The 14,421-nt window shown below is 68.8% G+C and carries 14 protein-coding genes; 5 read left to right on the top strand and 9 right to left on the bottom strand.

Features of this window, described 5'->3' with window-relative positions:
• Positions 1-85: 85 nt before the first annotated feature.
• Positions 86-1,777 (bottom strand): NucA/NucB deoxyribonuclease domain-containing protein, encoded by a 1,692-nt coding sequence (locus BLV05_RS26640; protein WP_160312813.1) that lies wholly within the window; start codon positions 1,775-1,777, stop codon positions 86-88.
• Positions 1,778-1,982: 205 nt separating this feature from the next.
• Between BLV05_RS26640 and mobF the strand changes: the two genes are divergently transcribed.
• Positions 1,983-5,540, top strand: coding sequence for a MobF family relaxase (mobF, locus tag BLV05_RS26635; RefSeq protein WP_046771868.1), 3,558 nt, complete (start codon positions 1,983-1,985; stop codon positions 5,538-5,540).
• A gap of 172 nt (positions 5,541-5,712) precedes the next feature.
• On the opposite strand, the gene BLV05_RS36695 is transcribed toward mobF, so the two are convergent.
• The 5 genes from BLV05_RS36695 to BLV05_RS26615 all read right to left on the bottom strand — a co-directional run bounded on the left by BLV05_RS36695 (position 5,713) and on the right by BLV05_RS26615 (position 9,198).
• Positions 5,713-5,961, bottom strand: a complete 249-nt coding sequence (locus tag BLV05_RS36695) for a winged helix-turn-helix domain-containing protein (protein WP_046771869.1) — start codon at positions 5,959-5,961, stop codon at positions 5,713-5,715.
• 576 nt (positions 5,962-6,537) lie between these two features.
• On the bottom strand, positions 6,538-6,990 hold the full coding sequence (locus tag BLV05_RS36115) for a hypothetical protein (RefSeq protein WP_152691017.1): 453 nt from the start codon (positions 6,988-6,990) through the stop codon (positions 6,538-6,540).
• A gap of 457 nt (positions 6,991-7,447) precedes the next feature.
• Positions 7,448-8,290 carry a helix-turn-helix domain-containing protein gene (locus BLV05_RS26625; RefSeq protein WP_046771870.1) on the bottom strand — a complete coding sequence of 281 codons (843 nt, stop codon included), beginning with the start codon at positions 8,288-8,290 and terminating at the stop codon, positions 7,448-7,450.
• A 12-nt stretch (positions 8,291-8,302) separates the two neighbouring features.
• Positions 8,303-8,833: a DUF6879 family protein gene (locus tag BLV05_RS26620; RefSeq protein WP_046771871.1), complete on the bottom strand. Its 531-nt coding sequence runs from the start codon at positions 8,831-8,833 to the stop codon at positions 8,303-8,305.
• Positions 8,830-9,198, bottom strand: coding sequence for a hypothetical protein (locus tag BLV05_RS26615; RefSeq protein WP_046771872.1), 369 nt, complete (start codon positions 9,196-9,198; stop codon positions 8,830-8,832). Before BLV05_RS26615 ends, BLV05_RS26620 begins: the two co-directional genes overlap by 4 nt.
• A gap of 195 nt (positions 9,199-9,393) precedes the next feature.
• Here BLV05_RS26615 and BLV05_RS26610 point away from each other — a divergent pair, with 195 nt between their 5' ends.
• Complete coding sequence (locus BLV05_RS26610) at positions 9,394-9,957, top strand: NUDIX hydrolase (RefSeq protein ID WP_046771873.1); 564 nt, start codon at positions 9,394-9,396, stop codon at positions 9,955-9,957.
• Here the strand turns inward: BLV05_RS26610 and BLV05_RS26605 are convergent.
• Entirely contained in the window at positions 9,937-11,067 is a 1,131-nt protein-coding gene (locus BLV05_RS26605; protein WP_082155692.1) for a helix-turn-helix domain-containing protein, read from the bottom strand. The genes BLV05_RS26610 and BLV05_RS26605 overlap by 21 nt on opposite strands.
• Before the next feature lie 452 nt (positions 11,068-11,519).
• Here BLV05_RS26605 and BLV05_RS26600 point away from each other — a divergent pair, with 452 nt between their 5' ends.
• Both BLV05_RS26600 and BLV05_RS26595 read left to right on the top strand, forming a co-directional pair.
• Positions 11,520-11,816, top strand: a complete 297-nt coding sequence (locus tag BLV05_RS26600; RefSeq protein WP_152691018.1) for a hypothetical protein — start codon at positions 11,520-11,522, stop codon at positions 11,814-11,816.
• Between the two features lie 23 nt (positions 11,817-11,839).
• Positions 11,840-12,049, top strand: coding sequence for a hypothetical protein (locus tag BLV05_RS26595; protein ID WP_046771875.1), 210 nt, complete (start codon positions 11,840-11,842; stop codon positions 12,047-12,049).
• 300 nt (positions 12,050-12,349) lie between these two features.
• Here the strand turns inward: BLV05_RS26595 and BLV05_RS26590 are convergent, their stop codons facing one another.
• A complete protein-coding gene (locus BLV05_RS26590; RefSeq protein WP_152691019.1) occupies positions 12,350-13,189 on the bottom strand; it encodes a hypothetical protein in 840 nt (279 codons plus the stop codon).
• Between the two features lie 186 nt (positions 13,190-13,375).
• Here BLV05_RS26590 and BLV05_RS36110 point away from each other — a divergent pair, with 186 nt between their 5' ends.
• The gene (locus tag BLV05_RS36110) at positions 13,376-13,522 is read left to right on the top strand and encodes a hypothetical protein (protein WP_157524317.1); all 147 of its coding nucleotides are present in this window, start codon (positions 13,376-13,378) and stop codon (positions 13,520-13,522) included.
• 403 nt (positions 13,523-13,925) lie between these two features.
• Here BLV05_RS36110 and BLV05_RS38765 read toward each other — a convergent pair whose 3' ends face one another.
• A complete protein-coding gene (locus BLV05_RS38765) occupies positions 13,926-14,093 on the bottom strand; it encodes a DUF4190 domain-containing protein (RefSeq protein ID WP_160312814.1) in 168 nt (55 codons plus the stop codon).
• Positions 14,094-14,421 lie beyond the last annotated feature (328 nt).

The raw sequence follows: 14,421 nt of genomic DNA, 5'->3' as shown, positions 1-14,421 counted from the left end.
GCTAGGTGGTCCGGGTCGTGTGGGGCTCGGTGTGGTCCCGCCGGCAGCATCGCAGGACCACACCGAGCCTAGTTGTAGTGGTGGATCAGCGCGGGGGCGTTGTTGTGCCGATGACGCGATTGGTCTGCGATCGGACGGCGTCGCCCTGGGGTTGGATGCATGCCTCTGTCCAGCGTTGGACGAGGCCGGCTTCGTAGTCGGCATCGAAGCTGGCCCTGACGCACATCTGCGGTAGCGATTCGCTTCCCAGCAGCGGTGTCACGGTGAAGTCGTCCGTGTCCAGCGCTGCATTGCAGGTGCCGGGATCACAGTCGGTGGTGGCGTCGTCGAGGCCGTGGACCTCGTTGCTTGTTCGAAGCTCGAGGGCGCTGACCATCTCAGCGTCCGGGCTCGGCAGCCAGTTCTCCGCTGACACCTGCCCCTGTGCGCCGTCGTAGCAGTAGTAGCCGCTCGTCTCGCCCGGTCCGCTGAAGTACCAGAACTGCGCGCCTCCGACCGTCTCGAAGTAGCAGTAGCCGTGCTGTGCGGTGGTGACCTCAGCTGTGAGCTCGCCGGGGTTGGGCTCCTCACCGAAGACATCGACGAAGAAGTCGTCGCCATCCAGTAGCCGCTGGTCGCGGTAGAGGGCGTTGATCACCTGGCCCGCGTCGAAGTTCTGTAGCGCGGGTATCGCCCTGACGCTGTACGGGCCGTAGTTGGCGTTCTGGTAGGTGCTTGCGAACGGGTACTCATCGCATTCGAGGCCCTGAGCCGGATAGCCCGGCCAGAGTTCCTGGCACTTGTTCTGAACGATCGTGCGGCTCCGGTTCCCGTAGAAATTTCGGCGCAGCGGTTCGTCGAGATCCTGGCGTCCTGGCATGCGCACGCCAGTGTTCGGAACGGTCCGCTCCGGGGCGTACAGGGCATCCTGGATGTGTAGGGCGGCCTCTTCGTACGTCGACGTCTCGGTGGCGTCGAAGACCAACTCAGGCACGAACTCGTGGAAGACACACCCGAGCGGGCGGGAGACGTAGGTCGCCTTGTCGCAGCGGAAGTCCAGCAGCTGGTTCACCGGCGGCGCGGGCGAAGGCGGAGCGGTGTCCCCGCCGGCATGGAGGTCGCTGGAGATGTAGAGCCCGCTGTGCGCGGCGTGATCATCGCCGAAGCCTGTTGACTCTTCGAGGTTGACGGTGACGAGCACGACAGCGTTCTGCCAATTCTCCAGCGTCCTCGTCTCGCCGTCGCCGTCACTGGTTTCGCAGGTCACCTCGTCGGCGAGCTCGACACATGCAACGTCGATGGTGAGGGTGTCCGACCTAGGGTTGACGCCCTGGCTCACAATGATCGGGCCGATATCCAACATGACCAGCATCTGATTCGATGACAGGATCATTTCGGCAGTTTGGTAAGCCGAATACACCACGAACCGGCTTGGCTCGACGCCGCCGACCGAGCCAAGCGAGCACGCCTCATTCCGTGAAAGGACCACCCAGAGCCATTCTGGATTGAAGTCCTCATCGTAGGGTGGCCCGTCGCCCCACGCTTCCTCGCACTCTTCGGGGGTCGCCGCCGACCTCATCGAGTTGCCGTCATCGATGAGGTCGTCAGCGAACACCTCACCGGAGAATCGCTGCGCATTTCCGGGGTCGAGGAGATCCTCATAGGTGAGCGGTTCAGCGCTGCCTGCAGGCCGACCGCCATGCATCGGCCCGCCGGGCGTCTCGACAGCGGATTCGGCTGACGACGGAGCTGCAACGGCCCCGATGCTCAGCACGGTCGTGGCGACGACGGTGATCATGACCCGGAGTCGCCGAAGGGATGGATGCGTAGTGTGTCCCTGCACATGACTCATGCGAGCATCGTCGCAACTAGCACACATTGCTGCAATACTATCGGATCAATATACAATATCTGAGCGTAGCGCTTGGGGCGCTCCAGCCGTCGGGCTTGGCGGTTGCGCCCGGCGCTGGTTAACCACTCATCTGGGCGCACACCTGCCTCTCATGACTGTGTCGATGCGGGTGATGTCGGCCGGGGACGGTTACAAGTACCTGGCGAAGACGATCGCTGCCGCGGACGGGGACCGGTCGTTGTCGACGCCGTTGACGCGGTACTACGTGGAGAAGGGCACGCCGCCGGGGTGGTGGCTGGGCAGCGGGCTGGCGTCACTTGGCGGCCCATTGAGGGTGGGGGACCGGGTCAGTGAGCCGCAGCTGCAGTTGCTGATCGGGATGGGCCGCAACCCGTTGACCGGCCAGCTACTGGGCCGCGCGCACCCAGCGCTCCGCTGCGTCGCCGACCGCATCCACGACCGCGTCGACGACCTCAACCCGGCCCTGACCGGAGAGGAGCAGGGTCTGGCGGTCACGGCGATCGAGGACGAGGAGACCAAGCGGGGCACCCGCCGGGTGGTCGCCGGTTTCGACTTCACCTTCTCGATCCCGAAGTCGGCCAGCGTGGTGTGGGCGGTTGCCGACGCTGGCACGCAAGGGTTGATCGCGCAGGCCCACCATGCGGCGATTGCCGATGTGGTGGCGTTCATGGAGCGTGAGGTTGCGGCCACCCGTATGGGTGCGACGCCCGGTGATGGCGCGGTGGCGCAGGTCGACGTGACCGGGGTGATCGCGACGGCGTTCGACCACTTCGACTCCCGTGCTGGTGATCCGCATCTGCACACGCACGTGGTGATCTCGAACAAGGTGCGCACGGTCCTGGACGAGCAGTGGCGGGCGCTGGACGGGCGGCCGATGCACGCTGCAACCGTCGCGCTGTCGGAGTTGCACGAGGCGCTGTTCGCTGACCGGCTCACTCGCGTCCTGGGGGTGGCGTGGGAGGCGCGGGAGCGGGGCCGGGACCGCAACCCGGAGTGGGCGATCAGTACGGTGCCGGCCGAGTTGGTGGCCGAGTTCTCCACCCGCTCCCGGCACATCGACGCCGAGACCGACCGGCTCATCGACGCCTACGTCGCGGAGCACGGCCGGCGGCCGTCGCGGCGGACGATCCTGCGGTTGCGGGCGCAGGCAACCCTGGCAACGCGCCCGGCGAAGGAGGTGCACTCGCTCGCGGAGCTCACCGCGGGCTGGCGCACCCGCGCCAGCGGGATGTTGCGCGCGGACGCGACCGGGTGGGCGCGCAGCGTCACCGCGGCGGGCGGCGCGCCGCCGCCGTTGTTGCGCGCGGACGACGTTCCGCTCGACCTCATCGGTGAGCGGGGCCTGAGGGTGCTGGAGGTGGTGGGGGAGAAGCGGTCGACGTGGCGGCGGTGGAACCTCTATGCCGAGGCAGCGCGGCAGACCATGGGCTGGCGGTTCGCGACAACCGCCGACCGGGAGGCGGTGATCGGGCTGGTCGTCGACGCCGCCGAACGCGGGTCGCTGCGGCTGACCCCGCCGGAGCTGGCGCCCAGCCCGGCCGCGTTCCAGCGCGCGGACGGCACCAGCGTGTTCCGGCCGAAACACTCCACCGTGTTCTCCTCGCACCAGCTGCTCGCCGCCGAGGACCGCCTGCTCGCCCGCAGCCGGACCGCCACCGGGCCGACCCTCGAGCTGGCCACCATCGAAGTGGCGACCCGGCGCCGCGGCCGTGCACGGCAGCGTCTGGACGCGCATCAGGCCGCCGCACTCACGGCGATCGCGATGTCCGGTCGCGTGGTCGACGTGCTCGTCGGGCCGGCCGGCACCGGGAAGACCACCGCCATGCACGCGCTGCGCCGCGGGTGGGAACGCGAGCACGGGTACGGGTCGGTGGTCGGGCTGGCGCCGTCGGAGGCGGCCGCGGACGTCCTCGCCGGCGAGCTCGGGATCCCGACGGAGAACACGGCCAAGTGGTGGCACGACCACCGCACCCGCGGCTCCACCTTCACCGCCGGGCAGCTCGTCATCGTCGACGAAGCCTCCCTGGCAGGGACGCTGTCGCTTGACCGGATCACCGCCGCCGCGCACCGAGCCGGTGCGAAAGTGTTGTTGGTCGGCGACTACGCCCAACTCCAGTCCGTCGACGCCGGCGGCGCGTTCTCTCTGCTTGTCCACGACCGCGACGACGCCCCGGAACTGTTCGACGTGTACCGCTTCACCCAACGCTGGGAACGCACCGCCTCGCTCCAACTCCGGCACGCGAACCCCGACGTCATCGACACCTACCTCGAGCACGACCGCGTCCTCGACGGCGACACCGACGCGATGGTCGACGCCGCCTACACCGCCTGGCGCGCCGACACCCGCGCCGGGAAGGCGTCGGTCCTCATCACCGAAGCCCGCCACAGCGTCACCGAACTCAACCTGCGCGCCCGCACCGACCTCATCCTCGACGGCACCGTCACCCCCGCCACCGGAGAGGTCGCGCTGCACGACGGCGCATCCGCAGCCGCCGGCGACACCATCATCACCCGCCGCAACGAACGACGCCTGCGCACCCGCAACGGCTGGGTCCGCAACGGCGACCGCTGGACCGTCCTCAACGTGCAACCCGACGGATCAATCACCGTCCGCCGCGCCGGCCGCCGCCGCGGCCAGGTCCTGCTCCCCGCCGGGTACGTCGCCGAACACGTCGACCTCGGCTACGCCATCACCGCCCACCGCGCCCAAGGCATCACCACCGACACCGCCCACGTCCTCGTCCTGGTGACGACCACGCTGGAGAACCTGTACGTCGCGCTCACCCGCGGCCGCAACCTCAACATGGCCTACGTCGCCACCGACCAGCCCGACCCCAACCACACCGGCCCGCACCCCACCGACAACCCCGACGCCACCGCCCGCTCCGTCCTCTACGGCGTCCTCCACCACAGGGGCGCCGAGCTCTCCGCGCACGAGACCATCACCGCCGAACACGACCAGTGGGGATCGATTGCTCAGCTTGCCGCCGAGTACGACACCATCGCCGCCGCAGCCCAGCACGACCGCTGGGTCACCCTCATCCGCGCCAGCGGGCTCAGCCCCGACGAGGTCGACGAGGCCGTCACTTCCGACGCCTTCGGTGCGCTCACCGCCGAGCTGCGCCGTGCTGAAGCCAACCACCATCGCGTCGACGCGCTCCTACCTCAGCTCGTCCGGGCGCACGGGTTCCACGACGCCGACGACATCGCCGCCGTCCTCCACAAACGCCTCGCCCACGCCACCACGCGGCCCGCGCCCGCCCGCGTCCGCGATCGCCGGGCACCGCGGCACATCGCCGGGCTCATCCCCGAAGCCACCGGCCCGATGAGCCCCGACATGCGCGACGCCCTCACCCAACGCCGCACCCTCCTCGAAGCCCGCGCCGCCGCCACCCTCGACACCGCCCTCCACGACCACCAGCCATGGACTACCCATCTCGGCCGGCTACCAGCCGACACCCGCCACGCCGCCCTCTGGCGACACCACGCCCGCACCGTCGCCGCCTACCGCGACCGCTACCGCATCACCGCACCAGCCCCGCTCGGCCCGGAACCGCAGCACACCGCACAGAAGATCGACGCCGCACGCGCCGCTACCGCCCTCGCAGCCGCACAGCGGCTCAGCATTCCAACCCGGCACAGCGCCGCCGACGCCGTCACTCAAGGCGCCGGCAGGCCGCAGCTCTAGCCGCAGACACGGCGCCACCAGGGCTGCCCAATTGATCACTATGACCAGTGCGGGTCGAGTCTCACCAAGGTCCCCGCCAGCCAGCGCCTGCGCCTGCGCCATACCAGGCCAGCCAGCTACGACCTGGCACGTCGCTTCTCCTTGCGCACCTCGGCGAACACCCGACTCGGTCCTACTCCTCACCGCGGTCCTCAACCTCGGGCCCAAACATCCCGCGGCCGTGAACAACAGTGACGATGCCTTCTTCCCGGAGCACGGCAACCGCGCGCCGGACCGTGTCCACCGAGGTGCGGTACTCGCGGGCAAGGGCGGGCTGGCTGGGCAGCCGCCGTTTCTTGCTCAGGTTACCCACGAGCATCCGGTCCCGAAGCAGGTCAGCCACCTGCTGGTAGTGGTAGCCCGGGGCATCGCGATCAATCATCAGTTGTCTCCACCGGGCACCGGCGAGGCATCGGACCTCGAACGCCTTCTGCCCGAAGGGACAGGCTCGAATCGGCCTGGGAGAGAGAGCGCGCACTACCCGTGGCGCACGCGATCGAGCTGCGAACGCGATGGCCGGCGTCCTGACGTTGCGCGATGCGTTGCGCTCGAGCGCGCTGACGAGCACGCAGGACATCACCGCGACCCCAGAGCTCGCTCAACGTGCCCGGACACAACGGCCGGCGAAGACATTCACGGCGGACCTGTGCAAGCCTCTTCCGGGGTGAGACGGGGACCCGAAGGAACACCTGGTGACCCGCACGCCGGGCCGAATGACTATGGCTGGTCACAGCCCCGCAGCTTCCCCGTCGCCCCGCCGCCGCATCGACCCCACAATGCGGATGCCGTACTGGTCGATCACATGCGTGATGTGGTCGTGCTTATCCGCGTGACCCTGGGCGGCCTGTTCGGCGTGACCGTACGACGAGAACGTACGACCGGACTTCCTGCAGCGCGGGCAGTACGCCCGATAGGCCGGAGTCTGAAGCCGCTGGATGGATTCGCGGATCCTGAGCGGTCACCGGCCGCTCCCGAGCTCAATCCGAAGTCGAGTGGCCAACAGACAGGAGAACCGCAGCACTGGAAGGCTCGAGGCCGTCAATGAGTCAGGGTTCACAAGCCGCCACGGCGACTGAGGTGTGAGCTGGCCATGCCGGTGAGCTGGGCGAGGTCGTTGAGGCTCAGGTCGCCGCTCAACCCGGATCGCACGCGCACGCCCCCCGAAGTCGGCCACGGGATCGGCGCTCTGGCGTGCCAGCTCGCGCGTGATCGCATGGCGGTGCCGACGCGGCACGTCGACGCGCACTCTGCGCTCCAGGATTAGATTGCCGCGCTCCACTTGCTCGAGCACCGCGACGCGCACTTGTTGATCGGCGATCCTGCGGACTGTCCAGGGCCTGGCGTCGACGAACAACTGCGCGCTGTCGCCGACGCTCAGCAGGTCAGCACCGCGGTCATCCGCGAGGCTCATCGCGCACCTCGCCGCGTTCGGAGGCGATCGATGAGCAGGCAGACACCCCACAGCGCCGGCAACACGAGGACGACGGCGAGGCTGTCGGCGCTCACCGCCGTGCCGCCCCGGGGGTGTCGGCAGCGCGCCGCTGCCATCGGTCCGCCCAGGCGACGGAGCTGCACGGCCATAGTTCGTCGCAGCGGCGGCATCGAGCGGATCTGTGCAGCCGGCGGCCCTGCTGGTGGGTGGCGAGGAGCTCGGCCGCGTGAGCGTCGACCTTCTCGGGCGTCCAGTCGACGAGCCCGTGTCCGTGCACACGAGCGGTGAACAACATCGGGTCCTCCGTCGATCGGCGGCGATCCGGGGAACGCTGGCGCCAGTCCGGCCACGTGAGTGGCGGCCGGACCGGCGGCAGCAGGGCCCCTGTGGACCCCGACGCTAGGTGCGTCGTGGAGGGCCGATCCAGGAGATTGCGTCAGATTGCGCGAAGCGCCTTGACCGCGTGAGCGATCAGCTCACGGGCGTCCTCGCCGTACCGGGCCGACAGCTGGAGCCGGCGAAAGGTCTCCAGGTAGAAGGCGACCTCGCGCGGTTGGGTGATGGTCAGCTGGGCCGACACGGTCTCGACCTGGACGGTGGACCCGTCGAAGATCAGGAACCCTTCGGCCGGCCAGATCACCCGCGCGCTGAGCTCGGGCACGATGCCGACGCTCACCCGGTGCAGGGACACGATGGCCAGGACACGGTCGAGCTGGCCGAGCATCACCTCAGGGTCGCCGACGACGGTGCGCAGCGTTGCCTCCTCGAGCACGAACTGGAACCGCCGGCCGCCCTCGTACAGCAGCCGCTGGCGCTCCATCCGCGCCGGGACGGCCTCGGCCCGGTCGTCGGGGATCTGTAGGAGGTCGATGTACGGGCCCATGATCGCGTGGGCGTAGGCCGCGGTCTGCAGCAAGCCGGGGATCAGTGCCGGCTCGTAGGCCCGCACGAGGGACGCCTGCTCGTAGAGCGGGAACGATGCCTTCTGCTTGCGGCGCATCCCTGTGCGTAACTGCTGCTTCCACTCCAGGTACGCGGCCTCGATGTTGCGCAGTGTCGCGATCAGGTCCGCGGCCTGGTCGTCGGCGCGGCAGTGCTGGCACCACGTGCGCAGGTCGGGCTCTGAGGGCGCCTGTTTGCCGTACTCCAGCCGGGACACCTTCGCCGGGTGCCAGCCGGCCAGCTGGGCGAGCGCCCGGCCGGTGAGGCCCGCGTCGTGGCGCAGCTCGCGCAGGCGGGCGCCCATCGCCTGCCGCGCCTGCTGGACCTCACCGGACATCGTGCGACTATCTCACCTCGGCTGATACTCGGCGTGCCGGACGGCGAGCGGCCAGAGCCGGTCGCGGGCGGCGACGACGAACTTGATCATCGCAGCGTCGTCGACGCGCTCCATCCGCATGGATTGGCTGGCCTCGTCGAAGTGGTTGAAGATCAGCCGCTCGTCGTCGAACAGCCACAGATCCTCCGGCGGCAGCACGACATCAGGCGGCACCTGGTCGCGCGGCAGCCAGCGCACGTCCTCGCCGGCGGACACGTTGAAACGGGTGCCCTCCCACAGGAACCGGGTGTAATCGCTGATCGGCTCAGTGACGATCCGGAGCCGACGCACCGTCCGGCCTGTGGCCGACGCACGGCGCATCTTCGCCAGCCACGGCTCCCACCACTCAGCCGCCTCGGCGTCGGTCCACTCGCCGGCCCGCCACTTGCGTTGCGGCTCGACCTCGTCCTCGACGACGTAGACGTCGCGCATCTCCAGGTGGAACGCGTCGAAGTCGAAGGTGTCGAACAGGCCGGCCCGCTCCTCGTTGCTGAGCCAGGTCATGCGAGCTCGCGGGCGAGGGTCGCCAGCCGGTCGCGCGGTACCTCGACGGCGGTCTCGTGGCCGGGCACGTTCATCTGCGCCAGCGTCTCGGCGTCGAGGATCTCCGGACCGCGGATCACGTAAGTCCCGGCCGGGGTGGTCACATACGGGACCTCCGTGCTGGCGGGACCCTTGGGCACCTCGAGTGCAGTGAGGAGCCGGGAGGGCACCTCGATGCAGGTCTCATTGGCGCCGAGCTGCAGCCCGGCGACAGCCGTCGGGTCGGCGACCCGCCAGCCCTGGATGACGTAGGAGTCTCGGTCGGTGGCGTAGAGGGTCGGACAACCGTCCTTGCCGGTGTCGATGGCGATGAAACGCAGGCGCATGACTCACTCCTCCGGGGCGTTGCGCGAGATTGCGCGAGTTGTGCCAACATGATTCCTTCCCACTATGTATGCGTCAAGCGGATACCGCCATGCCCCGGCCGGGAGCGTTGCAGCGGTGGTCGCAGATGATCTACCCAGGCTCGCATCGACGAGGCTGGCACTATCGATCCGCCCTTGCCCGTAGCCTGCTGCACCATGGGCGAGGAGCACGGAGATGTCCCAAGGTGGAAAGTTCACAGTGAGCGCACGCTCTATGAACACCATTGGGTGCGTCTCGACCAGGTCGACGTCGAGCCGCCCGGCGGGAGCCGATGGTGGCATCACGTCGTGCGGCTGCGCCCGATCGCAGCTGCGGTCGTTCTCAATGACGAGGACTGTGTGCTGATGCTTTACCGGCACCGGTTCGTCCCGGATGCCGTCGCGTGGGAGCTTCCCGGTGGTGTCATCGAGGAGGGTGAGTCCGGTGCCGACACTGCCGCGCGTGAGACGGAAGAAGAGACCGGCTGGCGGCCCGACGGTCCCATCGAACCGCTCGTGGTGTTCGAGCCGATGCCCGGCATGGTCGCAGCGCGTCACGAGGTCTACGTCGTCAGGGCGGCGTCACGTGTCGGTGAGCCGGCTGACAGCGAAGAGGCCGGCCGAATCGCGTGGATTCCCCTTGAGGACATCCCGACCATGATCACTAACGGGCAAGTGGCGGGTGGGGGATCCCTTGTGGGTCTGCTGTATCTACTGGCCTCACGCAGCGTCAAGCGCTGACGTCAGTTGGCGCGCACGTTTGCGCTGACGAGCGGACCCGATACGGTTCGCGAGGTGGCTGGCGTGGACCAACTCAGAGCGGGCTTCCTGGTGTCGGCCGGCCGCGTACAGAGCGCCAGCCAGGTCGACGTGCATCCCGGCACGGGCGCGGGTGAAGGTCTGGTCTAGCCCGCCGAGCGCGCTATGCAGTTGGTCGATCGAGGCCGTGTCGCCCAGCTTGGCCATGGCTGCGCCGGACCACCGGTCCAGGTGGACATCGCCCAGCACCACGTAGGGCAGCAGCGGGTCGCGCGGATCTGCTGGCAGCAGCTGAGCGGACGTGTCGAACGCCTGCCTGCTCGCTGACCAATCGCCGACGTGCGCGTGAAACTCGCCGACGGCGGCGTGCAGCCATGCTCGCATCAGCGACGGCACGCGGGTCCCTGCGACTGACAGCGCATGGGTTGCCAGCTGTAGTGCAGCCTCGGGCTCATCCAGCTCTCGGAGCACGTATGCCTGTTCGGCCATCGAATGGGCGAGATCGGTCGTCGACTCAGCCTCCCGCGCGGCGTTCTTCGCCTCCTCGTAGTGCCGCCAGGCGGCGGGCAGGTCGAGCCGGTCAAGGCGTTGCCAGCCTGCGAGGGTGGCAGCCTGGGCGTGTAGTCCGCCGAGGGGCCGCCGCTGGTTCGGGGAGATGCTGAACATCCTCAGTGACTGGAGGGCGTCCAGATACCCGTTGAGCTGGGCCTCGGCAGCGCTGGCGCCGAGCATGCGATCCATCAGCCGGATGTTGTTGGCCTGGGCAGCGAGCAGGTCGATGGCCTGGGCGTCAACGGCAGCTGCGGAGCGGATCCGATCGCGTAGCTCGTGGAAGCGGTCACCGACCGATGGCACCGGAGGTGCCTGACGGCGCGCACCCGATTCATGGTTGACCAAGAGGTCATCGAGTTGGTCGAGGGTGACGTCGAGAAGTTGGGCGAGCGTTGGCCGCAGCCACGGCTGTGGGTCGGTCTCGCCCGCTTCCCATCGTGCAATGGTGGTGCGATCTACCTTGGCGGCGGCTGCGAATCTCTCCTGGCTATATCCGCGCGCACGCCGGCGCTGCGCGAAGCCGCGACGCCTTGTGTGCATTGCGAATCACCCACCTGACAATTCTCGCCGGCGTTGTTCCTGGTCAGCGGCGACGCTGCGACAACTCTGCAACAAAATCCCGTCGTTGGTGCTGTGGCTAGGTGGTCGTCGTTCGACTTCACTTTTGGCCACGGTACAGGTGATCCACGTCATTCGCGGCTCCCGTGCTATTGGCGCCCTGCCGGGAGAGCCCAGAGCCCCGGCAGGGCGCCGCCACTACCGACAACCCTGGGAGCTGGAGTGACGGACACGCAGGCCATCGCGCTGTGCGCCGATCGGGCCAGGACGTCAACTGCAACGACCGGGTGCACTGCCCTTGTGCAGGGCCATTCTCTCGTTGACTGCTCGCCGAACTGGATCGACGCCTACGCCGAAGCGCTGCGGACAGCTCACGTGCCGGCAGGTCGTTGGATCCCGCACCGCACATCGACCTGTGCCAGCTGTGGGGAGACGTGGCCGTGCGTGTGGTCCGGCTGGGCCGAGCATTGGCGGCGCAGCATCACGCGACGCGAGGCAACCAGCACATGACTCTGGGTGCCTTCATCCTGCCCTCGTCGCGATCGGGCTCTGTGCTGCACCACGTGTTCGTCATAGGGGGTGGCGAGTTGGTCACCGATCGCCCTCTGGCGTGCAGCACCCGCATACCCGACGGCGCCGACGCCGCGCTGCATGACCTCGGCTCTGCGCGGCTCGATGAGTGGACCGAGGCCGCTGATGGCTGGCGCTGCACGGTCCAGTCGCTCGCCTGATCTCACAGGGAGGAAGGACCCTCATGGTATTGACGCCCCGACAGATCCACGCCATCGCTGACCGGCTCAACCAGATCGCCACCGACGCACAGCGGGACCACTGGACGCCCGCGGGTGCCCAGGGTGCCGTTCATGCAGCACTCGAACAGCTCATGCCCGCCGAGTCTGTGGACGACGCCGAACACGCATTCGTGGCCTTGCGGGTCTGCTACGAGGCGGAGTTCGTTCGATGACCGGGAGCGGCCGTATCGCCGAGCCGGACAAGTGCCCGCTCACGTGGTGCCAGGAGGCCGGCCAGCATGCTGTGCACCGTCGACATGTCGCGCCTCCCCTGACCGGTGAGGGGCGGGCCGTCGGCGTGAATGTCGTGCAGGCCGGCGGCCGGCCGCAGGCCGTCGAGCTGGCAGAGCTTCCGCGCTCGCGCCGGCGCAGACGGTCGTGTTCCAGGTCGGCGACGCCGATGCCGTCGCGGAGGGCATCTGGGCCAGTATCGAACTCGCCTGACCTCGCTGAAACAGCTGGCGCCGGCGCTCCTACAGTCCGGGTGCTGGGGGATCGGTGTGGTCGGGGCCGTGCGGTGGTGTGGGTGGTCGTGGTGTCCAGCCGCCGGGCTGCCCCGGTGGGTTGGGGTGCCGGGCGTTGCCCGGCGACGCGCTCGGAGGGTCGGCGGGCGAGGTCGATGGCCTCTGGTCGGCGTCGACGGGCCGGTAGGCCGCTGCCATCAGGCCGTCCGTCATCGGCGCTTCGGCGACGAACACGGTGAGTTCGTGGTCGGGGTGGTGGCGGAGGTGCGCGTCGTAGCTGCCTGGTGCGAGGTGGTGGTGAGCCTCGCCGGCTGGTCCCTCATACAGTGGCGGACCGTTCGGATCTCCGGGGTCCGGGACGGCGACATCTCGGTCTGCCCTGGCTGCGAAGTCCTGAAGGACGGAGAGGGTCTCGGGCCCATGGAGGCCGGGGCCTTGCATCTGTGTTGAGGCGCGCAGGATTTCGCGGGTGAGGTCGACGGCGAGCATGAACCGGTCGGTGGGGATCCCGACGGTGATGATCTCCGTAGGGCTTACCCCGGTCCAGGCCACGACCGTCAGGTCGGTGAGGTGGCGGTGGGCAATGGCCGCCAGCCAGAACGGGTATCTGAGGTCACCGTGCCCAGCTTCGTGGAAGTCCTCGCCGGCGCTGATCAGCGCGCGCGCCAGGAGGCGCAGCCCCTCCCGGCCGGTCAGCTGGCGGTCAGCTAACTCGTAGAGGTGATCCTTGGACATCGTGCCGGGTAGGTCCGGATCCGTTGATTCCACCTGCCATTCGAACCGCGTCACCGGTCTGCCGAGGCCCACATCCGCCGAAGTGACTCGCACCGACAGTTGCAGCTGACCCACGACGCAGTGCTCCTCTTGCGCGTTTCCCGCAGTCATAGCTTCTCCCTCCGCACCGGCGTCCACTGCTGTGGTTCATGAGGTGCGCCCCCGCGCCCACACCCCGCGGGTGCAACTTCCGTTGGCCACCACCCGGCGCGGGCCGCGCGGCGACGTCGAAGCGCCGGGCTAATCCTGCTGTCCTGTGTCGTGCTGGCGCGCGGCCTGCTGTTCGGGCAGCTGCTCGGCTGGGGTCTGGACGCCGCGATCGCGGTGGCGTTCTCGTTCTTCGTCGCGGCCGGCGCCGCGCTGCGGATCTCTGTCCTCATCAGGAGGCCGATCCGTGGACGCCAGTGACGTCATCGCCTTCGTGGGCGTGCTGTTCGGCATCGGCGGCGTCGGCGGGTTCTTCATCGCGCTGGTGAAGCTGCGTCCGGAGGCCGGCCAGATGGTCGTCACCTCCGCACAAGGCGCCCTCATCGTCCAGGACACCGTGCTCAAGACGGTGCTCGCGGAGAACGAACGGCTCCGCAAGCGGGTCACCGAGCTGGAGACGCAGGTCGCGCAGCCGCGGACCGAGATGCGCGCCAACCACAACGCCGGAGGCAATGTGCAGCGGCTGACATATCACAGGCCCCGGACACAACGACGCCTCTCCGGCCATCGCGGTCGGCGGGGCGTCGTCGTTCGCGTGTTGGGGGTGCCGCTGGTCCTACGAAACGGGGGCGATCGAGGACCAGCGGCACGTTCCTGCTCGGGGTCAGGCCGCGGCGATGATCAGCAGCCAGGGCACCAGCGTTGCGATGCCGATGTAGCCGAGCACGAGCCCGGCGACGGCCAGGCCGCGGCCGCCGACGTTCGGTTGCTCGGTCCGCTTCAGCGCGATGTGGCCGAAGATCACGGCGAGGATGGAGCCGATCCAGAACACCCAAACGATGCCCAGGACGAGGGACGCTACGGCTAGCCCGGATGTCTTGCGTGGCGGTTGCTGCTGCGGCCAGGTCGAGTCTGGCGGCGGGCCGTACCCGTATGGGCGCTACTGCGGTCCCTGCGGTGTGGTTGGTTCGGACATCGTTGTCCGCCCCCTTCGATCGACGTTTGGCCTCCCCGAATGGGTCCGCCCCCGCCTCGCGGGATCTCCGGCCCCGGTCAGCGGGGGCGACCGCCGACCCCAGTGCCGTAGCCGCCAGCGGCGGGGCCGGTGCCCGGCCGGTTGAGGTGTGCCCACCGGCCCGGCGCTCTCGATCACCCGGACC

Origin of the sequence: Jiangella alkaliphila (genome assembly GCF_900105925.1) — a bacterium.
GTDB classification, from domain to species: Bacteria; Actinomycetota; Actinomycetes; order Jiangellales; family Jiangellaceae; genus Jiangella; species Jiangella alkaliphila.
The sequence above is the reverse complement of the archived record's forward strand: the minus strand, read 5'-3'. Positions and strand labels throughout refer to the sequence as shown.